Annotated in this window: 25 protein-coding genes; 7 read left to right on the top strand and 18 right to left on the bottom strand. The window is 27.6% G+C overall.

Going from position 1 to position 20,531, the window contains the following annotated elements:
- On the bottom strand, window positions 1-105 hold a 105-nt coding region (locus OW763_RS16990), incomplete at its 3' end, for a MerR family DNA-binding transcriptional regulator (protein ID WP_268041989.1).
- Between the two features lie 249 nt (window positions 106-354).
- Between OW763_RS16990 and OW763_RS14560 the strand changes: the two genes are divergently transcribed.
- Entirely contained in the window at window positions 355-909 is a 555-nt protein-coding gene (locus OW763_RS14560; RefSeq protein WP_268041973.1) for a hypothetical protein, read from the top strand.
- Here the strand turns inward: OW763_RS14560 and OW763_RS14555 are convergent.
- The 3 genes from OW763_RS14555 to OW763_RS14545 are packed head-to-tail and all read right to left on the bottom strand — an operon-like array spanning window position 906 to window position 3,190.
- Entirely contained in the window at window positions 906-2,276 is a 1,371-nt protein-coding gene (locus OW763_RS14555; protein ID WP_268041971.1) for a sodium:solute symporter family protein, read from the bottom strand. The two genes, OW763_RS14560 and OW763_RS14555, sit on opposite strands and share 4 nt — an antisense overlap.
- A 31-nt stretch (window positions 2,277-2,307) precedes the next feature.
- Window positions 2,308-2,826, bottom strand: coding sequence for a GNAT family N-acetyltransferase (locus OW763_RS14550; RefSeq protein ID WP_268041969.1), 519 nt, complete (start codon window positions 2,824-2,826; stop codon window positions 2,308-2,310).
- Between the two features lie 16 nt (window positions 2,827-2,842).
- Window positions 2,843-3,190, bottom strand: a complete 348-nt coding sequence (locus OW763_RS14545; RefSeq protein WP_268041967.1) for a hypothetical protein — start codon at window positions 3,188-3,190, stop codon at window positions 2,843-2,845.
- Between the two features lie 287 nt (window positions 3,191-3,477).
- On the opposite strand from OW763_RS14545, the gene OW763_RS14540 reads away from it, so the two are divergent.
- Window positions 3,478-3,825, top strand: a complete 348-nt coding sequence (locus tag OW763_RS14540) for a TIGR04076 family protein (RefSeq protein WP_268041965.1) — start codon at window positions 3,478-3,480, stop codon at window positions 3,823-3,825.
- A gap of 254 nt (window positions 3,826-4,079) precedes the next feature.
- Here OW763_RS14540 and OW763_RS14535 read toward each other — a convergent pair whose 3' ends face one another.
- The 5 genes from OW763_RS14535 to OW763_RS14515 all read right to left on the bottom strand — a co-directional run bounded on the left by OW763_RS14535 (window position 4,080) and on the right by OW763_RS14515 (window position 9,423).
- Window positions 4,080-4,256 (bottom strand): hypothetical protein, encoded by a 177-nt coding sequence (locus OW763_RS14535; RefSeq protein WP_268041963.1) that lies wholly within the window; start codon window positions 4,254-4,256, stop codon window positions 4,080-4,082.
- Window positions 4,257-4,364: 108 nt separating this feature from the next.
- Entirely contained in the window at window positions 4,365-4,898 is a 534-nt protein-coding gene (locus OW763_RS14530) for a flavodoxin domain-containing protein (protein WP_268041961.1), read from the bottom strand.
- Window positions 4,899-5,101: 203 nt separating this feature from the next.
- The gene (locus tag OW763_RS14525) at window positions 5,102-6,784 is read right to left on the bottom strand and encodes an MFS transporter (RefSeq protein ID WP_268041959.1); all 1,683 of its coding nucleotides are present in this window, start codon (window positions 6,782-6,784) and stop codon (window positions 5,102-5,104) included.
- A 121-nt stretch (window positions 6,785-6,905) separates the two neighbouring features.
- Window positions 6,906-7,433: a PadR family transcriptional regulator gene (locus OW763_RS14520; RefSeq protein WP_268041957.1), complete on the bottom strand. Its 528-nt coding sequence runs from the start codon at window positions 7,431-7,433 to the stop codon at window positions 6,906-6,908.
- 352 nt (window positions 7,434-7,785) lie between these two features.
- Entirely contained in the window at window positions 7,786-9,423 is a 1,638-nt protein-coding gene (locus tag OW763_RS14515) for a dienelactone hydrolase family protein (protein ID WP_268041955.1), read from the bottom strand.
- Between the two features lie 196 nt (window positions 9,424-9,619).
- Between OW763_RS14515 and tnpA the strand changes: the two genes are divergently transcribed.
- Together tnpA and tnpB are read left to right on the top strand one after the other, a co-directional pair.
- Window positions 9,620-10,018 carry an IS200/IS605 family transposase gene (gene tnpA, locus OW763_RS14510; protein ID WP_268041953.1) on the top strand — a complete coding sequence of 133 codons (399 nt, stop codon included), beginning with the start codon at window positions 9,620-9,622 and terminating at the stop codon, window positions 10,016-10,018.
- Between the two features lie 10 nt (window positions 10,019-10,028).
- Window positions 10,029-11,117, top strand: a complete 1,089-nt coding sequence (tnpB, locus tag OW763_RS14505; protein ID WP_268041952.1) for an IS200/IS605 family element RNA-guided endonuclease TnpB — start codon at window positions 10,029-10,031, stop codon at window positions 11,115-11,117.
- Window positions 11,118-11,225: 108 nt separating this feature from the next.
- Here tnpB and OW763_RS14500 read toward each other — a convergent pair whose 3' ends face one another.
- Both OW763_RS14500 and OW763_RS14495 read right to left on the bottom strand, forming a co-directional pair.
- A complete protein-coding gene (locus OW763_RS14500; RefSeq protein ID WP_268041950.1) occupies window positions 11,226-12,086 on the bottom strand; it encodes a hypothetical protein in 861 nt (286 codons plus the stop codon).
- Between the two features lie 69 nt (window positions 12,087-12,155).
- Window positions 12,156-13,019, bottom strand: coding sequence for a LysR family transcriptional regulator (locus OW763_RS14495; protein ID WP_268041948.1), 864 nt, complete (start codon window positions 13,017-13,019; stop codon window positions 12,156-12,158).
- Window positions 13,020-13,147: 128 nt separating this feature from the next.
- Between OW763_RS14495 and ispG the strand changes: the two genes are divergently transcribed.
- Window positions 13,148-14,197, top strand: coding sequence for a flavodoxin-dependent (E)-4-hydroxy-3-methylbut-2-enyl-diphosphate synthase (ispG, locus tag OW763_RS14490; RefSeq protein WP_268041946.1), 1,050 nt, complete (start codon window positions 13,148-13,150; stop codon window positions 14,195-14,197).
- A gap of 380 nt (window positions 14,198-14,577) precedes the next feature.
- Here the strand turns inward: ispG and OW763_RS14485 are convergent, their stop codons facing one another.
- On the bottom strand, window positions 14,578-15,027 hold the full coding sequence (locus tag OW763_RS14485; RefSeq protein ID WP_268041944.1) for an ASCH domain-containing protein: 450 nt from the start codon (window positions 15,025-15,027) through the stop codon (window positions 14,578-14,580).
- Between the two features lie 172 nt (window positions 15,028-15,199).
- Window positions 15,200-15,754, bottom strand: a complete 555-nt coding sequence (locus OW763_RS14480) for a helix-turn-helix domain-containing protein (protein WP_268041942.1) — start codon at window positions 15,752-15,754, stop codon at window positions 15,200-15,202.
- Between the two features lie 135 nt (window positions 15,755-15,889).
- Between OW763_RS14480 and OW763_RS14475 the strand changes: the two genes are divergently transcribed.
- Window positions 15,890-16,825 carry a DMT family transporter gene (locus OW763_RS14475; protein ID WP_268041940.1) on the top strand — a complete coding sequence of 312 codons (936 nt, stop codon included), beginning with the start codon at window positions 15,890-15,892 and terminating at the stop codon, window positions 16,823-16,825.
- A gap of 58 nt (window positions 16,826-16,883) precedes the next feature.
- Here OW763_RS14475 and OW763_RS14470 read toward each other — a convergent pair whose 3' ends face one another.
- The 5 genes from OW763_RS14470 to OW763_RS14450 all read right to left on the bottom strand — a co-directional run bounded on the left by OW763_RS14470 (window position 16,884) and on the right by OW763_RS14450 (window position 19,345).
- A complete protein-coding gene (locus OW763_RS14470) occupies window positions 16,884-17,414 on the bottom strand; it encodes an SF0329 family protein (protein WP_268041938.1) in 531 nt (176 codons plus the stop codon).
- 71 nt (window positions 17,415-17,485) lie between these two features.
- On the bottom strand, window positions 17,486-17,650 hold the full coding sequence (locus tag OW763_RS14465; RefSeq protein ID WP_268041936.1) for a hypothetical protein: 165 nt from the start codon (window positions 17,648-17,650) through the stop codon (window positions 17,486-17,488).
- Window positions 17,647-17,952 carry a hypothetical protein gene (locus OW763_RS14460; RefSeq protein WP_268041934.1) on the bottom strand — a complete coding sequence of 102 codons (306 nt, stop codon included), beginning with the start codon at window positions 17,950-17,952 and terminating at the stop codon, window positions 17,647-17,649. The genes OW763_RS14465 and OW763_RS14460 overlap by 4 nt, the downstream gene beginning before the upstream one ends.
- 170 nt (window positions 17,953-18,122) lie before the next feature.
- Window positions 18,123-18,581, bottom strand: a complete 459-nt coding sequence (locus OW763_RS14455; RefSeq protein ID WP_268041932.1) for a hypothetical protein — start codon at window positions 18,579-18,581, stop codon at window positions 18,123-18,125.
- A gap of 209 nt (window positions 18,582-18,790) precedes the next feature.
- Window positions 18,791-19,345 (bottom strand): DUF5050 domain-containing protein, encoded by a 555-nt coding sequence (locus OW763_RS14450; RefSeq protein ID WP_268041930.1) that lies wholly within the window; start codon window positions 19,343-19,345, stop codon window positions 18,791-18,793.
- Between the two features lie 115 nt (window positions 19,346-19,460).
- On the opposite strand from OW763_RS14450, the gene OW763_RS14445 reads away from it, so the two are divergent.
- Window positions 19,461-20,045, top strand: a complete 585-nt coding sequence (locus OW763_RS14445; RefSeq protein ID WP_268041928.1) for a hypothetical protein — start codon at window positions 19,461-19,463, stop codon at window positions 20,043-20,045.
- Window positions 20,046-20,531 lie beyond the last annotated feature (486 nt).

The raw sequence follows: 20,531 nt of genomic DNA, 5'->3' as shown, positions 1-20,531 counted from the left end.
ATACTGATCTACATATATAGGCATGAGAAGTCCAACTTTTTCATAATGTCTTAATGTCTTTACTGTTACCTTATTAAACCTTGCAAAATCTCCTATTTTGAACATGTTCTTTCCTCCTTTTGTGCACTTCTGGAGTACATATATTATGATACTCTTTCCCCTAAGGTACGAGTCAAGCATTTATAAAAAAATTTTGAAGAAACTTATTTTTTATTTAGGGGTAAGTGCTCCTTTCAAAGGATATAATGCCTATTACTGTAAATGAAATGTATAATTACATAAATTTATATAACAAAGCTATTTTCTATGATATAATTAAACACAACTATAAAACAAGTTTTTGGGAGAGATTAAATGAGAAAAAAGTATGTTTTTAAAACAGTAATTAGTTTGTTGATTATAAGTAACCTAATTACCATATATTTTTACAAACGTAAATCTAATGAATATGAACACAACTTAAAATATAGTGTTCAAAATATTTACCTTTTAAAAGGTGAGAATACTAATTGGAAACTTAAAGATGGAATACTTCTTTTATCAAGAAATAAGAGATATTTTAATGGTGGTCTTTTAGAATATGTAGGCAATAAATCATTGAATGTAAACTATTTAGAGATAAATATTACAACCAAAGGAAAAGATAAGAAAGTCAAAAATCACTTAGATTCTGTAATACATAAAGTTATGGATAACGCTGATATCAATATTTTAAATGATACTAAAATTGACTTAGGACATGCAAGTGAAACATCTTCAAAACCTATAGAGTTAAATTTAGAAGATGATATTTATGTAAATATACAATATACTACTACGGATAATAAAAATCACACAGAGGAATTTAGATTAAAAGGGAAATCTATGGATTTATCAAAAGGTGAAAATATCTCTATCTCAATATTTTAGAGATATTTTCTTCCCTTTGATTTACTCATGTATATAATTATAACAGTACCTACTATTAGTCCTATATATATAGAACTTACTTTTTCAAATCCCATCAAAATCCATATAATACTAGCAAGAGGAGCTGCTATTATTGAATATATACCAGCTTCCGGTTTAATTTTCGATTTAAAGAACATTGCAGCTGTAACTGGTATAAATACTGGTGTTGCTCTAAATACCATAGAAAGAAATCCCCATTCTAATATCATAGTTCCTTTATTATTAATTACCACTATCAATGTGATAAATCCTATAAAAATTATAGTTGCTCTTAATATAAAAAGCTGTTTTTTATCATTTGCTTTGGTATTGATAATTTGTTTATACACATCGCGAACAAACATGGTTGCAATTCCTAATGTTAATCCTGCTCCTGTAGCTATAGAAGAAATCAATACAGTTGCGATGGAAATTCCACCTATAACAGGATTTAGATAGTTTACCAAAAATAAAGGAAACGCTTCCCTTGGAGCAATATTGGGATGATGTACTCTCATATACATACCTATAAATGTACATACTATTCCTACTGGTAAAACCATAAATGCTACTAAAAATGCACTTCTTCTTGAGGTTTTAGAATTCTTTCCTGCCATTATAGCTTGAAAATAAGTCTGAGTTGATAGTATTCCTACCACTGTAGCAAATCCAGCAGCTAAATCTTCTGATATTCCTCCACTAAACAAATTGAACCATGGATTTTTAGGAAAGAAGGTACTTATTTCACTAATTCCATTTAATTTAACTATTATTATATATCCACAAATCAAACTTGTACCGTATAAAAGAATTGTTTTAATAGCTCCTACCATTGTACTTCCCCAAAATCCTCCAAACACTACATAGATTACAAGAAGGCATACAACTATTACAGCTGTTTTCGTTACACTAATTCCAAATAACGCAGTAAACAATGCAATACAAGCTATAATCTGTCCATTAACATGAATAAACATTCCCATAGATAATAAAATACTGGATGTAGTCCTTGCTTTTTCACCATAGGTATTACCAATAATCTGAGGTAATGTTTCTGAAGACTTTTTGTTGATTTGCTTTGAATAAATTAAACCTAGTATTATACTCGCAAGAGAAACCCCAAATATAAACCACATAGCTCCGATTCCTCTATTGTATGCCATTTGGGCAGTTCCTACTGTTGAGGCTCCTCCTATTATAGAACCCATAAGCATACTTGTAACACCTATAACCCCAAATTTACTTCCACCAACAATAAAATCTTTGGATGTTTTAACCTTCAGTTTTCCTAAATAACCTGCTATCCCTGTTATTATTAATGTAATAACAGCACTAAATATAAGCACTTTTTGCATCCCCTTGTATAAATTTATTTATTCATTGTACTTTCAAAGTCATAACATTTACTATATGTGATTTTTCCGTAAAATCCATATTAACTTCTTTAACCTTTGTATATCCTAAAGTAGTCCAAAAGTTAATACCCTTATAGTTATCTTCAATTGCTCCTATTCTAAATGAAGTAGCTCCTAAATCAATTGCCCATCCAACTAATGCTTCATGTACAATTTTTCCTAACCGATTGCCTCTTTCTTCTGGTTTAATAAGCATTAATCCAAGCATCCACTCTCCAATAGTTGGGAAATCTTTTACAATATCAACTATACCAACTAATTCATTATCAAATTTATATATTCCTAAAACAAATTTATCTTCATAGCTTTTATTTGGAGGTAGAGCGGTACATATTTCATCTGTATCTTCTTTAGACGGTATTTTCCCATTATGTAGTATATAATAATCTGAACATTCCTTACATAGTTTTTCAATACTCTTATGATTCTCTATAGAAACAGATTTAATCTTATATTTATTTATTAAGTTAATCTTTTGCATAATATTCACTCCTTTATTAATCTACTTTAAAATGATTTTTTAGTTTATCTAGCTTGCTAAAATACTGTTCATCAGTATAATATCCCTCTTCTTTCAATATCCTTAATACTTTTTCATATTTTTGATACTGCTCCCAATTTCTCTTTTTTAAGCTTTTATTATTGTATATTTTAATTACCTCTTTAAGTTCATTATCACTAAATACTCCTATCTCTTGTAATTTAACTAGTCCAAAGTCTTCATTGTCTGTAATAACTTCATCATGTTTATCTAACAATGGACTAATTGCTGATTTAACAGCAAAATAAATAATAACAAAAAGAAAAATTCCAGATAAAAAAATTGATCCTATTTCCACTTTCATTCACCTCTAATCCCCATATTATATATATATTTAATACATTTGATAATACATTAAATTATGATTTGATTTATACAACAATTCCTATTATATCAAATTTCAACTAAGTTAAAGTATATTTTAAGAGAATAAAACCTACATTTGTATAAATTGAATTTTATTTGCATAATTACTGGAATTATAATCCATAAATTGTGTATAATAACAATATAAAGTGTTGAACAATCGTATTATTATGCAAGTGAGTTGTTTATTAAACTGTTCGATAAATTAGAATTTGGAGGTTAATCATGAAAAAATGGTATGATGAGGAGTACGAATTTGAAATTGAGGTAACTGGGTTTCTTCGCAGTGACCATACAGAGCGGTACTGCCGAAACGGCGAGGAAGTGGGGGATAAGTATACCTGCACCTATGGCTGTCCCATAAATTCGGATGGACAGGGTATCTGTTCCAAACTTATGATGATTATGTTTCCAATCATGGAGGCGGTCAGAAGTGGCGGAGATTTAGAGAACATTGGAGGCAATGGTAAATATAGCAAGGATATTGTATGCCCAGATGGCTGCGTCATGTTCAGGCTGACGGCAAAGAAACTTGACAATGAGAATTTTTATAAGGGGAAGTTTTTTGATTAGTTTTGATTTTTATTGTGCTCAGTTTGAAGATAAGCCGAAATATATAAATTCCAATTTATCAATTAGAATTTATGAACAATCTTAAATTATTAGGATTAAGAAGTAGAGTGGACAAATTAACTTGTCCACTTTTATACGTTCTATTATCAACACTGGTTTAAAACAGAGCCTAAAATAAAAAGACAACGATTCACCACCCACCTATAGAGGATGGGTGTCCTCTCGCCAAAGAAAGATAGATTATTGTAATATCACTAGAGTATCTTATTGATAAATTTATTAAATCTTTTATTATCCATTAAAAATGGAATCAAAATACCTAATCCAACTACAATAACATTCAATACAATAAAATCATTGATAGACATAGAATTTTGTCCATTTAAAACACCAATTTTATCAATACCATAAATTAAAAGATTTCCTACCATTAAACTACTGATATATATAAAGAAAAATTCTGTAGTCTTTGACTTGTTTGGCCTACTGATATGTAATCACTCCTTTCCAAACTCTTATATTGCTACACTTTTCTTACATTATGAATTAATATAACTAACTATTTCATCTATATTCTCTTTTTTCGTAAAATCTACTGGGTTTTCTAAAAAGTCAAGCATACCTATTTCATCAGGTATTAATTCTTTTTTCTGCTTCTTTTTAATTTTTATTTTCCAACCCAATAATGTCATAAGCATTTTATCAAAAGGTGGTAGTTTATTATAGTTAAACCCACCTCGCAAATAGAAAAACTCAATATGTTTTTGTTGATCTAAAGTAAAATTCTTGTTCCTAACTTCCTTTATTACTTTTTCACTTGATGGAGAAGCCCCCGAAGCAAAAACAACTAATCTTTTGGTTTTTAGTTTATCAATGTTTTTCGTAATGAACTTGACACCAATAATACCCACTGCATGCAGACTACCACCATAAACCACGGTATCATATGTTGTTAACATATTGATATTAACTTTTGAAACCTCAAAAATATCCGCTGATAGTTCTTCTGCAATCCATTCTGCATAATTCCTTACAAACCCTGTTTTTGATTTATAGACTACAATAGTTTTCATTATTTTCAACTCCTCATCAATTTATTGTTGAACATATCATATTATGCACAATATATTACGAGTATGTTTTAATGCATTTAGCTTTCTAATACACAATTTCTTTAAATTATACAACAATAACCTATTCCCAATTATACCATATTAAACTAAAACAAAAAGAAGCTAGGAATTTTCACTTTAAAATTCCTAACTTCTTAGATTTATTAGCTTACTGAAGCATTATTTGTGTTTTTAACAAACTGCTTATTTTTTATATCAGGATTTCTCTTTTTATCACTGAATAATGCAAAAAGTATACCTGGTAAAAGAATTATAGCGCTCATTTTAAATGTAAAACTAAAAGCTTTAACAATATAGGTCAAAAAGGTATCTTGGATATTAGGTACTATTTTTTTTATTTCTTTCTTTTGAGCTTGAAAACTTTCTTTGATTTTATTTTCATCCATCGCTGTAGAAGATGCTAGCACAGCAGTTTCTTTTTTATCAATTTTGTTTAATATTTCTGAAAGACTAACTCTTTTATTACTACCTGCTTTGATAGAAGAAATCATCTGCAGCTTGGTTTTATTATCAAATACAGTGTCATTCTGTATTGTTTGCACAACAGAGTCTTTAGCATCAGACATCTGGGTATTCATATTTGACGTAAATATAGTTAAAAATAAGGCAACTCCAAGTACAGTTCCAAGTGTTCTTGTCATATTATTTATTCCAGAAGCTATTCCTATTTTGTCTACAGGAACGTTAGCCATTGTAGAACCTATTAGTGTTGCCATACTTAAGCCCGTACCAGAACCAGCAACAATTAATCTTAGAATAATATCTATATTTGAAGAATTTTGAGTAAGAGAACTATTTAAGTAGCAAGAGACACAAAGTAAAAGAATACCCAATGCACTAGTAAATCTGCTGCCTAATTTTTTTGTCAAAATAGGAGCTAATAATGAAAAACACATTGAAGTTAAGGACATAGTTGAAATAATAAGTCCTGCTGACAGTTGATTTAATCCTTTAACCTGAATTAGGAAAAAAGCTAGCAAATAGGTACCAGACATCATACCAAGTCCCAGTAAGAATAGAGTAATCGAGCCGTTTGTAAATGGTACAGATTTAAATAAACTAAGAGGAACCATGGGCTCCTTAACTTTTAGTTCAATAATAACAAATAGTATAAGCGCTATAGCAGAAACTGTAAAAAAAGAAAGGATGAAGCTTGAAGTCCAGCCTTTTTCATTAGCCTTCATTAATGCGAAAGTTAAGCAAAACATAGCAATTGAGATTGTTATAATTCCCCCAAAGTCTATACTTTTACTTGCAGTTGGGTCATAAGATTCCTTTATGAATTTCATAGTTAATAGTATACAAATACAACCTATAGGTATATTAATAAAGAAAATACATCTCCAATTAAAAAATTGAGTTACTATACCACCAATCGATGGTCCACTTGCAGCAGCAAGACCGGCAAAAGCTCCCCAAAGTGCCATAATAGTTCTTCTCTTTTCTGGTGGGAATATTTCAGCAGAAAGAGGAATTGCAACAGTCACAACAAAAGCTGCGGCTAGCCCTTGAAGTGTTCTAAATAATATAAGTGATTGAAGGGAATTTGAAATACCACATAGCAGTGAAGATATAGTAAATAAAAATACTCCTGCAATAAACAGTTTTTTTCTGCCAAATTGATCTGCCAATCTGGAAGCAGTTACTAGAATAACTGCAGTAGCTAGATTATAGGCATTTACTACCCAAGAAATATGAGCCATAGTAGTATTAAAGTATTCGGTCATTTTAGGCAAAGTGATATTTACCACAGTTGTATCTAATAATGCCATGAAAAATCCTAAAATAATAGCTACAAAAGAAATGTTTTGATGTTTTTTATTCATACGAAAAACCTCCTAAATAATAATATAAAATATATTAGTGTATAATAAACTACTATAAGGTATAGTAGTTGGGCAAAAAAAATGTCTCTCAATATAATGATTTATTAGAGACATCAAATTATTAATTATAATAATCAAAAACTTTTTCAGACCATTTTTGTAAAATGTTATAGAACTCGTTATATAGATCTAATATGAGAAATTCAGAACCACATTTTTCATTGTGCTGTTTTTCGTGATTATAAACCGATTCCACAAACTCTCTACGTTCTTTTGCCTTGTTTTTGAAGTTTTTAAGGTATTCTTTTCTTTTTTCTTCTGGTAAATTCTCTATATTAACTAAAAATGCATTAAAATCTAAATAAACATTTCCTATATGTTTTGAACTTTCTTCCATTAATTCATTGAAGTATGCATTTCCTTTTTCATTCAGTGAATATAATGTTTTTTCGGGCATTTCACCTTCTTTAACAGTTCTTGAATTTAAATATCCATTATCGCATAGTTTAATTATATTTTTATAAATTGACGGGTTACTGATTTTTAGCCACTTAGTAAGATTCCAGATATCAAATTCTTTAACCATTTCATAGGCACTTTTCTCTTTGTGCTGTAAATAGCCAAGTATTATTAAATTTATTGAAGACAATTTAATCACCACCATTTATTATACTACTATAAAGTATAGTAGTATATCATATATTTGTCAATATAGAATTTGATAAAGTTATTTTAAACTGAAAAGTACAATTATAATTTTTGAACTTTTGTATCTTATAATTTATTAAAGCAAACAAAAGATATGGAAAATTAAATAAGTTTAGGATTACTTAAGATACGGTTCATAGTTTTGCTACAACTGCAGTTTTTTAATGAAGAAATCAATAACATATAATATTAAACTAAATAGCATTAAATAAAAATGTGACAGAGAATTTTATTTCTGTCACATTTTTATTTACATCTATTTGTTATATAAGTTATACTTGGTTTTATATCTATTATTTCTTCATTAGTGACAATTCCGCTAACATAATACTACCACTTGGAGTTTGATCAAATAGTAAATTAATTTTCTCTATATTTTTTAAATCAACATCTTCAAATGAATCTAATTGTATTCTTACTGAACTTAATGGTGTAAAAGTAGACCACCAGCTAGTGTATTCGTTAGATGCTAGTTCACCTGGGTGATAACGTAATGCAGGTGTATTTGCATCTAAAACAACTTTAGATATCTTACCCTTTTTATCAACTAATTCTAAGGACATAGATTGATTCTCGCCACTTTTATTTAATGAATTTGAAGGATCTACTGCCAAATACAATGATAAAGCATCATACCCAGTAATATCTTTAAACTCATCAGGTAGTGTTATACCAACACTAGCATCTTTACTTTTCCATGAAATATTTAATAAATCTAAATCCTTTTTTATACCTGGAAGAATAAATGGTCCAGCAGTATCTTCTTTAAAAAATGAGGATTCAAAAATATTTTTAATTTGTATATTTGAAGTTACTATTTTTCCACCTAAACTATTACTTAAATTAGTTTCTTTTTTAGGTCTAACAATTACTAGTGAATCAGGTTTATGTAGTGATGTCAAGACTTTAAAGCCATACATTTTGCCTGGAGCATTTTCTCCTACACTAAACCCTTCTCTTACTTTTTTTCCGTAAACTTTATTCATAAAGTCTAGTGAATAGTTTGCAAAAAATTCACGCTGCTCTATATCTGATAATCGTATATCAAAATCACTTCTATTTTTAGCATTTTTAGCATTTTTTGCATCATCTTTTAATAACTCTTCATTAAAGAAATTATGATTTGCCCCATATAGATAAACAACATTAGCCCAAGATTTACGTTTATCATCAAAGCGCAATTTTTCATAAATATCTTGTCCGGCTAACTGTATAACATCACCATCAAGTTCAGGCAACACTACACCCATAGGAACATCTGGATAAGGTCTATCCCTAGCAATTACAAGGGAAGGTGCTAGAGATAAAAGACTAGTTATATTGTTATTACCTCGTTTAACTTGATCTTCATATATATAAACTATTCCCTGACCACTTCTAGAGTGACCAATAAGATTTACTTGAGTAGTATCTCCTCTTTTAGTTAAATCAACTCCATAACCTACATCTTCCCCATTTATTGCTTTTTGTAAAGATTCTAAATGGCTATTAAATATAGAAGTTAATCTCTCATACTGAAAAGGCTCACCATAATAATCTAAAACATACTGTGCATTAACATTTATACTAACTGTTAAATATCCTTTAGCTGCTAACTTCTCAATCAAATAAGTAAACCCTAAGTCATATCTTTCTTTTTCTATATTTGTTACAGGATGAGACCCATGAAACACAAACACTATAGGATGCTTACCCTCTCCACTTGGAACCCCTATTTCCCCATGTAATCTAACAGGAAACTCTGGTCCATGGGCTTGTGGTAAAGTAACTTCTCCTAAATCAAATTCTAAAATCTTTGGTTCTCCTAACACCACTTCCTTCTCTTCTTTTGGTTCACTAATTGGCTCTTTTGTATCCACCTTACCTTTACAACCTACTAATGAACTAATTAAAATAAGACAACTTAATAATAAAACTAATATCTTTTTCATTATTGATCTCCTCGTATTATTTACTGTATATATTTAAGTATGTCCTATATAAAAGCATTATATTTTAACGTAACTAGCAGAAGTCTCCCTCTTCAACAAAATAAGGTGGAGATCAATGTGTATCTAAAACTTGCTTCTATTATTTTTTTTATGTTAAAATATATTCAGTAGTGAATAACAGGAAAGAGTGATGTCAATGGAATTAGATACAAATAATCATTCAGTATTTTTATTACATTACCATCTTGTATTAGTCATAAAATATAGAAAAGAGGTAATAAATAATGATATAAGCAGTAGGCTAAAAGAAATATTTGAGAAAATAAGTCCAAATTACAATATAACTATTGAAGCATGGGAACATGACAATAATCATGTCCATGTATTGTTCAAAGCCCATCCCAATAGTGAATTATCAAAATTTATAAATGCTTATAAAAGTGCTAGTAGTAGGCTTATAAAAAAAGAGTTTCCACAAATAAAAAAGCAGTTATGGAAAGAATATTTTTGGTCAAGAAGTTATTGCTTACTTACAACAGGTGGTTCACCTATAGAAGTAATAAAAAAATATATTCAAAATCAAGGAAAGAAATGAGGTGAGGGAGTTGCTAAAAGCTTATAAATATCGAATATATCCAAATTCAGAACAGAGATTATATCTAGCTAAAACATTTGGCTGCACTAGATTTATATATAATAAAATGTTGGCAGATAGAATAAAATCATATGAGGAAAATAAGGATTTAGATATTAAGAAAGTGAAATATCCAACTCCTGCACAATATAAAAAAGAATTTCTTTGGTTAAAAGAAGTAGATAGTTTAGCTTTAGCTAATGCTCAATTAAATTTAGATAAAGCGTATAAAAATTTTTTCAGAGATAAATCGGTTGGTTTTCCTAAGTTCAAAAGTAAGAGAACTAATTATTATAGCTATACTACAAATAATCAAAAGGGAACAGTATATATTGAAAATAATAAAATAAAAATACCTAAACTAAAGTCTATGATTAAGATAAAACAACATAGACAATTCAATGGATTAATTAAATCTTGCACTATTTCACAAGTACCAAGTGGTAAATATTATGTATCTATTTTAGTTGATACTGAAAATATTCACCTCCCTAAAATAGATAAAAAAGTTGGGGTAGATGTAGGACTTAAAGAATTTGCTATAACAAGTAATGGAGATTTTTTTAGTAATCCTAAGTGGCTAAGAAAATCAGAAAAAAGACTTAAAAAACTTCAAAAAGACTTATCAAGAAAACAAAGAGGTAGTAATAATAGACGTAAAGCAAGACTTAAAGTTGCTAAATTGCATGAAAAAATAGCTAATCAAAGAAAAGATTTCTTGCACAAGGTAAGTACTCAATTAATTAACGAAAACCAAGTTATAGTTATTGAGGACTTAAAAGTAAGTAATATGTTAAAAAATCATAAATTAGCTAAAGTAATAAGTGAAGTATCATGGTATGAATTTAGAACAATGTTAGAATATAAAGCTAAATGGTATGGAAGAACAATAGTAGTCGCACCATCTAATTATGCTAGTAGTCAATTGTGTTCTAATTGTGGGAATAAATCAAGTCAAACAAAAGACTTGTCTTGTAGAACTTATATTTGTCCTGTATGTGGAATGATAATGGACAGAGATATAAACGCAAGTAAAAATCTACTAAAACTAGCAATGTAATAAAAGATACATTGCTAGAGAGGTTGGAATGACCTTAATAGCGTGGGTAAACTTGTTCCATTAGGAATATTGACCACGAAGCCACCATCTTCTATAAGTGATGGTAATTCACCTAAATTCATACCCTGGTATCCCATTATTAACGTAAGTTTTACCTTCCAATGGCTCAAATCCAGATATCTTTATGTCTGTTACAACAGGATATGCACCATGATCGTCTGGAAATGTAAAATGAAGGGTATAATTATTTCCATGAAAAGTAGCTTCTGTTCCATCTCCTGTAAAAACTGCTGTATTTGTAAGAAAAATAACCTTTCTATTTTCTGTTTTTCTATCTACTTCATAAACAGTAAAATCAAAAGAAGTATTAGTTACATTGGAAATTACAACTTCACAATAATTTTTTACTTTTAAAATAGGATCTCCTCCGAAAATCCTCTCATCCCTATAAGCGCCTTCACACAATTTAAGTCCTGCTATCCCATTATTAACATAAGTCTTGCCTTCTAATGGTTTAAATCCAGATATCTCTATGTTTGTTACAGTGGAAAATGTAAAGTGAAGAGTATTATTAATTCCATAAAAAGTAGCTTTCACTCCATCTCCTGTAAAAACTGCTGTACTTGTAAAAAAAATAAGCTTTCTATTTTCTGTTTCCCTATCCACTTCATAAACAGTAAAATCAAAAGAAGTATTAGTTACATTAGAAATTACAACTTCACAATAATTTTTTACTTTTAAGATAGTATCTCCGAAATAACTCTCATCAAAATAAGTGCCTCCATGCAATTTAACTTTACTATTTACTTTAGTTATTTTTTGAGAGACATTATTTTTATCTTTTACTACTTGTTCATTTGGACTTATTTTAGTAGACTGTATAGATTTATTTGCTTTTTTATCACTATTACAACCAACTAAAATGAAAATCAGACTTAAACATAATATCAAAACTAAATTCTTTTTCATAATTCAAACCCCTTTAATTCAAATTAAAGAAAATAATCAAACTTAAAATCTACTCAGCATTTAGTACCATTACAATATCATTTCTAACCAATTTTTTATTGCAATAGAATCTTTTTTATTTTTATTAATTAACATATATATTTGTCTTTTGGGTATTATTGAATCTCTTATTCTTATACGTTTTAATTCCCCAGATTCTAGTTCATTATTAACATAGGATTTAGTAACAAATGCATAACCAAAGCCTTCTTTAACAAAATCAATTACATAAGAAGTTTCATCAACTGAAAGTTTTAGTAATGGACTATCTCCAAACAGTTTACTTAACCATTTGAAGAAATCTTCTCCTAAATCTGCATAAAGTAAAGGTAATTGCATTAAATCTACATAAGAAATTTCTTCTTCAATTATTATTTTATTTTTAGGACTTGTTACTAGGATTATCTCATCTTCTAAAAAATCAATAACTTCAAATTTACTTAATTTCGATTTTGTATAAACAAATCCAATATCTAATATACCATCACCTAATAGTTTAATAATTTCTTCTGAATGATTAACTTTAAGTTTTACCGCAATATTAGGAAATGTTAAAAAATATTCTTTTATTCTTGGCGATATAATACCCTTATATATAGAATCTACTAATCCTAATGCTAATCTATCCTCATATACTCCTATAGATCTAGCTTTTATTATTCCATCTTTTTTTAACATAAGCATTCTTTTAGCATATGGTAGAAAAGCCTTTCCTGATGGTGTAAGTCTTACATTTTTATTATTTCTTATAAATAAATCTTTTCCCACGTACTTTTCAAGTTCATTTATTCTATTTGAAATTGTTGATTGAACTAAATATTGCATTTCAGCCGTTTTAGTAAAATTTCCGTTTTCTGCAAGAAGCACAAAGGTTTCAATTGCTTCAATATTCATAAGTACCTCCATCTATTATCTATTATTTCGATTGTTATTATTAATATAATTCGTTTTTAAAATACAATATCCTTTACTATACTATACATAAGTTCAACAGAATATAAAAAATAAAGGAGATTAGATTAATGAATAGGAAAATCACAAAAAAAATAAAGTTAGGAAATATATATGTAGGTGGAGATTCAAACATTACTGTGCAATCTATGACTAATACAGATACTAGAGATGTAGATGCTACTGTAAATCAAATCCTTGACTTAGAAAAAGCAGGTTGTGACATTATAAGATGTGCTGTACCTAATATAGCATCAGCAGAAGCTTTGAAGAATATAATAAGACAAATTCATATTCCTCTAGTAGCAGATGTACATTTTGATTATAAATTAGCACTTAAATCTATAGAAAGTGGAGTTGATGCATTAAGGATAAACCCAGGCAATATTGGAAACTTAGATAGAATAAAAATGGTAGTCGAAGCTGCAAAAAATAGAAGTATACCTATTAGAATTGGAGTAAATTCGGGTTCTTTAGAAAAAGATATTTTAGAAAAATATACAAAAGTTTGCCCGGAAGCATTGGTTGAAAGTGCTTTAAAACATGTAAGAATATTAGAAAGTTTAAACTTTTATGATATATGCATTTCTATAAAATCTTCTGATGTAATGTATATGATAAAAAGTTGCAGATTAATTTCTGAAAAAGTAAATTATCCACTTCATATAGGCGTTACAGAAGCAGGAACTTTATGGAGTGGAACTATAAAATCTAGCATAGGTATAGGAACTCTTTTATCAGAGGGTATTGGAGCTACTATAAGAGTTTCACTTACTGGGGATGTATTGGATGAAATTAAGGTAGGTCGTGAAATTCTTAAATCTTTAGGTTATATAGAAGAAGGTATTAAATTTGTATCCTGTCCTACATGTGGTAGAACACAAATAAATCTTATAAAAATAGCTGAAGAAGTAGAAAAAAGATTATCAAAGTGTCAAAAGAATATTAAGGTAGCTATAATGGGGTGTATAGTTAATGGTCCTGGAGAAGCTAGAGAAGCAGATATTGGTATTGCAGGAGGCAATGGTGAAGGGTTAATATTTAAAAAAGGCCAAGTAATAAAAAAGGTTAAAGAAAAAAATTTAGTAGAAGAACTAATTAAAGAAATTGAAAAACTATAAATATAAGAAAACCCAAGTACAATATGGTATATTATGATTTGTAATTATGACATTATTTAAAAATATTGTGAAACAATATTTTTAGAATTGAGAATGGAGAATGGAGAATGGAGAATGGAGAGTGGAAAGTGAAGGAAAGAATTAAGCAAAGCTTAATTCTAATCCGTAATTGCAGCAAGTTGCAATATACGTAGCAGCTTTGCTGCTTAAAATTGTAGTTTTGCGTTAGTAAAACATCATTCATTATCAACTTTCAATTCTCAATTCTCAATTATAAGAAAAGTGCGACGCACTTTTCTTATGTTACGACCTAACACTTCCCATAATTATTAGGTTTTTTACACCGGTATTTATGAATGTTATATGTTTCTAATTGATTGTTATTTCCATACTACTTCAAATTCTTCACATACGACTATCATATTTTCATTAAATTCTTTTTCATATTCTCTCAATTCTTGTTTGAAAACTTCTATATGAACTTCTCTCCAATAGGATAATGTCTTATCTCCTTCGCCTTCTTTAAAAGCATGTTCTTTTGTTACTTTATTAAAAGGTACAATATAAACCTTTGTAGTTTTAGTAATACATTTAGCATTATTATCCCAATCTAAAATAATATTGAAACCACCTTCTTTAGGTAATTCTTCGTTATCTAATTCATAAAAACATAATCCAGATGTTGTTGCAGTCTTTTTTCCATCTACTACAAGCTCTGCCAATTCATTAGCCAGTTTTTCATTATTACCAAAATACCATGCTTCATATGGTTTATTCTTATTATTAGGATATTTGTTAATATATTTCATCCACATTTCTTCTGCTTTCATTATTAATTTCTCCTTTTCGCTTTTTTTACAATTTCGTATTAACACATTATATCTTCTTACTACACATTTTCTTTAGAATGGTTTATAAGTATAATTTTATTCTCTACTGAATATACTTCTTTAATTTTTAATCTTTTACATCGTGATTTTAGAAGATTATGTATTAATTATATTATTTAAAATAAAGTATTATATTTTGGAATACTGATCTATCTTGATTTATATTCGTATATGTATGCGGCTTATTAGCCATAAATCTAATAGAATTCCCTTTTTGTAATATAAATTTTTCATCATTTATATTTATCTCAATTTGACCTTCGGTAACTATAATGTATTCTTCAACACCATCATTATGAGGAGTAGATATATGGTTACAGCCTGGTTCTAATTCTATGGTAAATATTTCAAATCCCTTATTCGTATCAAAGGGAAATATTGGATATAGCCTCATTCTATTATTATCTTCTATTATTGGACTAATATCGTTTTGATATATTACCTTCAAATCATCTTGATTTTCATCAATAAATAATGAAAAAGATACTTTTAAGCCAGTTGCAATTTTCCATAGTGTAGAAACTGTTGGGTTTGACTGTCCCCTTTCTATTTGACCTAACATTGCTTTACTAACACTAGTTAACTTAGCCACTTCATCTAAACTTAAGTTTCTTTTATTCCGTATATCTTTTAATTTATTACCTATAATTAAATTCAAATTTTTCATCACTTAACTCCTTTTATTTATAGGATTTTGTATGTTATACCATATATTATTTTATAATATTTTATTGATTATGTAAATTATATATTGTATAATATAGCATACATATATACAATATAACATACAAGGAGGTTCGAAATGACGAAAGCACTTATATTAGGAATAGCATCATCATTCTTTTTTTCATTTACTTTTATACTTAATCAACAAATGAATATTTCTGGTGGTAGTTGGCTCTGGAGTTCATCCCTGAGATATATTTTTATGTTACCAATTTTATTTATTATCATGATTATAAAAAATCAATTATTTGACGTATTAAATGATATAATAAAAAAACCTATTCAATGGATTACTTGGAGTACAATAGGTTTTGGATTATTTTATGCTCCTTTGAGTTTTGCTTCAGCATATGGTGCCTCATGGTTAGTTGCCGGAACTTGGCAGGTAACTATAGTTGCTGGTGCACTTATGTCTCCATTATTTTTCAAAAGTATAGAGACTAAAAATGGAATTTGTAAAGTAAGAAATAAAATTCCCAAAAAATGTTTGCTAATGTCTTCAATAATTTTATTAGGTGTATTTTTAATGCAGTTTGAAGAAGCAAAGTCTATCTCTGGTTTAAAAACATTTTCAGGAATTGTGCCTGTTTTTTTAGCCTCATTTGCTTATCCACTTGGTAACCGTAAAATGATAGAAGTTTGTGGTAATAGATTTAATACGTTTCAAAGAGTATTTGGTATGACACTATGTAGTATGCCATTTTGGATAATCGTATCAATTTCTGGCGTATTATCTGTTGGTCTACCAAGTAAAGAACAAATAATTCAGTCCTTAATAGTTGCTGTTTTCTCAGGAATTATTGCTACAATACTATTTTTTAAAGCAACTGATATAGTAAGCAGTGATACACATAAGTTAGCGGTTGTAGAATCAACACAGTCTGGTGAAGTAATATTTACACTATTAGGAGGAGTATTTATATTTCATGATAAAATTCCAACATTTATTGGCTTAATAGGAATAATATTCGTGGTTATTGGAATGATTTTAAATAGTCTTATTGAATCATAGAAATTAGTTGAGGAAACAAAAAAATCTATAATCAATTCCCAATTTTGTGATGATTTAACTAATTGCCACTATCATTATTAAAATTCATTTCTTCCACATTACACCTTAAATTGAAGAAATATTGAACAATCTCATTCTTATCTTTTACAACTTCTGAAAACTTTTTTAGACTTCGTTTACCAATTCGTCTATCTAGCAATCCGAAAATATTCAACAATATATTAGTAGAATTTAAACAATGTGACACGTCACTATCGAAGTACTCTTCCAACATTTTATAAAATTCATATTCTCCAAATATTCCTCTCGTGTTTATTTCTTGTTGTGATATCTCCCAAATATCTCTGTTTTCTTTACTCTCATTAAATTCATCTCTTAATTTTCTATAAGTTTTATAATCTTCTATTTCTGCTGTTATAGTACACATACTAAACACTTCTTTTCCATCCACAGTTATACATATTCTACCCGTTTGATCATGTGCTTTTCTATAAACAGCTATAATAAAATCTACTCTATCCTTTAATTTAGTACAAATAAATGTTTTCAATTGCTTTTTTATTTTCGTCCATCTTGCTCCTTTTCTCATAAATCCTCCATTATTACATTTATAATTATTTAATTTTTAAGTCATACTGTCTTTAAATTATTCAACACCACTCAATATAAAATCACATTAACCCTTATTATATCAAAACAACATATTTTAACCAATAAAAACAGCCCTAAATATTCAGTATCAAATTTCTCTACTACAGCTCTAAGCTTTAATATTTCCTCATAAGCTATAGATTCATCTTCTAATCTTCTAGGATAAATTTTCATCTTAATTTTACTCCACAGTAAGGACAATGACTTATCCTGTCCATTCCTCTCATACTAAAATGAGTTTTACATTTTGGACATCTCCAAAATATAAAGTTTAGAGTCCATGTAAAAATAAAATCAAATATAATTATACTTATAAGTGCTGCCATAGCTATGTTTATTTCATTTGTATTATTATATATCATCGCAGAAATAGGATAAGGTATCAAAAATAAAATTATAAAATTTGTTTGAATAATAAATCTATATCTAAAAACCTTTTTAGCTTCATTCATATATTTAAATTGTTCATCTTTCATTAATTGTATCCACCACCCCTTTAAAGTTTTAAAAATATAAAAATAAATCAGTTTAATAAAACTATAAGAAATAACAACATATAATTATCTTCATTTTAACCTCCAAATAGAATGTTATTTAAGTTTTTGCTTTTAAATTGCTGCGTATAATTTGGCTATTATGTATACCTTTATTTATTGAGGATTGTTTGTAACTTTGCTTGTTTAGGTAAATTTTCTTTTAGAATAGTAATAACTTTATCGTAATCACTCTTTTTAAAATAAAATATTTGCTGCATAAAACCCTCTGATACTTTAACCTTTATATCCTTTGAACTAATTACCATGACTTTTTCAATTTCATTCCATGATATAATCTCTTTACATTTATACATTGATATGAAACCTTTTGATATAATTCCTTGCGCAAGCCACATACTTACAAACATAAGAATGGCTAATATTCCCGTTACATAATTAATCCAAGTATTTGCATAAAAATATGTGATTGATATAAAAACAATCAATGCGATAATAATTTGTATATATTTTTTTCTTATTGGTATTATTATTTCTTTTATACGCCTTAAACGTTGTATAATAATTGCAATAAAAAATAATTGGATAACAATGTTAATAAGTATACCCATTAAAAAACCTCCTTTAATTATATTTCAACTATAAAATTCATAATTTTATACGATTATGATTTATCATTAGTAAATAATATCTTTACTATTTTTCTCTATATAAACATTAATTCACACTTTTTGGATGTTGTGTCTTAACTAATTCCCTAATCATGTAATTTTTAAATGGTTATCTATAAAAATTATAAATTTATACAAGCCTTATTATATTAAAAATATGGTTTAAGCGTATATTTACCAGAAATCCATTTGTTACTACTTAATCTGGTTAAATTATCAGCATTTATGTCAATCTTATATAATCTACTACTATCAATCGGATATATAAAATAAATCCAATTTCCTTTAACTTTAACATCAAATACTAAATCATTAAAAAGCCAATCTTTCTTATTAGTACTAAGATTTATTCTTAAAATTCCTGAATAATCACTCAATATAATCCATTTATCACATACATATATATCACTTATAAACATAGAACCTCTTGCATCTTTTGAATTATAAATTAATTTTTCATTATCTCCATTTAAATTTGATTTATAAATACTGTGAGTTCCTTTTTTATATATTAAAAAATCTTTAATTTTTATAGTTTGATAAGCAGATAAACGTTTAAAATCTATTTTATTTTTAAGATTCACATGTTCAATTTGCATTGATGTTTTTAATGTATATATTTTAGCTCTAAATTTGGGGTTATGTTTTATAAAAATAAATAGAATTATACTTATAAAAAGAATTATATATATTTTTTTACTCATATGTTATTTCCTCCACATTTATTTCTAATAATTGTCTAGCATCTTTGTACATATTTTGGTATAATTGTATAATATTTTAACAATACATTTGAAATATTCAAGAGAGGAAATCATTATGTATGAAAAAGCTTTTAAGTTATTAATAGCTGGAACTATAATTTCAACTATTTCATATCCAGTTGCAAAATATGTTACAAAATATGATTTTAAAATTTTATGTAGCTTTTTCTTTTTAGGTTATATTTTATTTTTTATAGCTTTTGCAAAATTAAAGAAAGAAAATCTTCACTTTAAAAAATCAATGTATTTTACACTATGTATTATACCTATAGCTTTATTTAACTTTTTTCATAAATCTATAGTGTTTCATATGGGATTAGATGTACCAAAAGTATTGACATTAACTTTAGATGCTGTTTTAGCTATACTTGATCTTATGATGATATTTGATATGTTTATGGGCACAGTAGAAATAGCAGAAACTAAAGGAGAATTTGATATAAAAGATAAAAGTAAAAAATTATGGCAAATGAATATAACCCTAGTAGTTCTTTTATCACTAGCAGGAATTTTTATATTACTACCACCTTTAAGTATTATTCTATTATTAGGTCTATTTATATATACAATATATGTACAAGTTAAAACAATTCTTCTGTTTAATGAGTGTGCTAAAAGATTTAAAATAGAAAACAAATAAAAATGCTGAGCAATATTACAAAAATATGACAGCTTCTTTTAATATCAGCTTTTTAAACTGTTATTTATAAATAATATTACTTAAAAAAAAGTAATATAGACAATATAAGTATAACCATACCGGAAATCCTCCCTATACTAAACAAACCTTTTCTTTTTAATTTATAATAATTATAAGCCCCTATTAACTGATTAAATCCTAAAAAAGCTATGATTATTGATCTATATCTATTATTTGAAATCCTCATTGACACACCAATAATTCCACATAATATCATTAGACTATAATTAATCAACTGAATTATTAAGATTTTTTTATTATAATACATATCCCACCTCTTAATTTTTTAGATTTGCTTCTCATTATCTTTAAATTGTTCAACAATAACTCATTTCCAATTATACCATATTAAACCAAAATAGAATTACTGCTGCTTAGTTCTAACTAATTTACTATCATTATTTAGAAAACAAAAAGAAGCTAAGA

The organism is Clostridium aestuarii (genome assembly GCF_026735135.1).
Lineage (GTDB): Bacteria > Bacillota > Clostridia > Clostridiales > Clostridiaceae > Clostridium_H > Clostridium_H aestuarii.
This window is presented reverse-complemented; position numbering and strand designations above follow the sequence as displayed.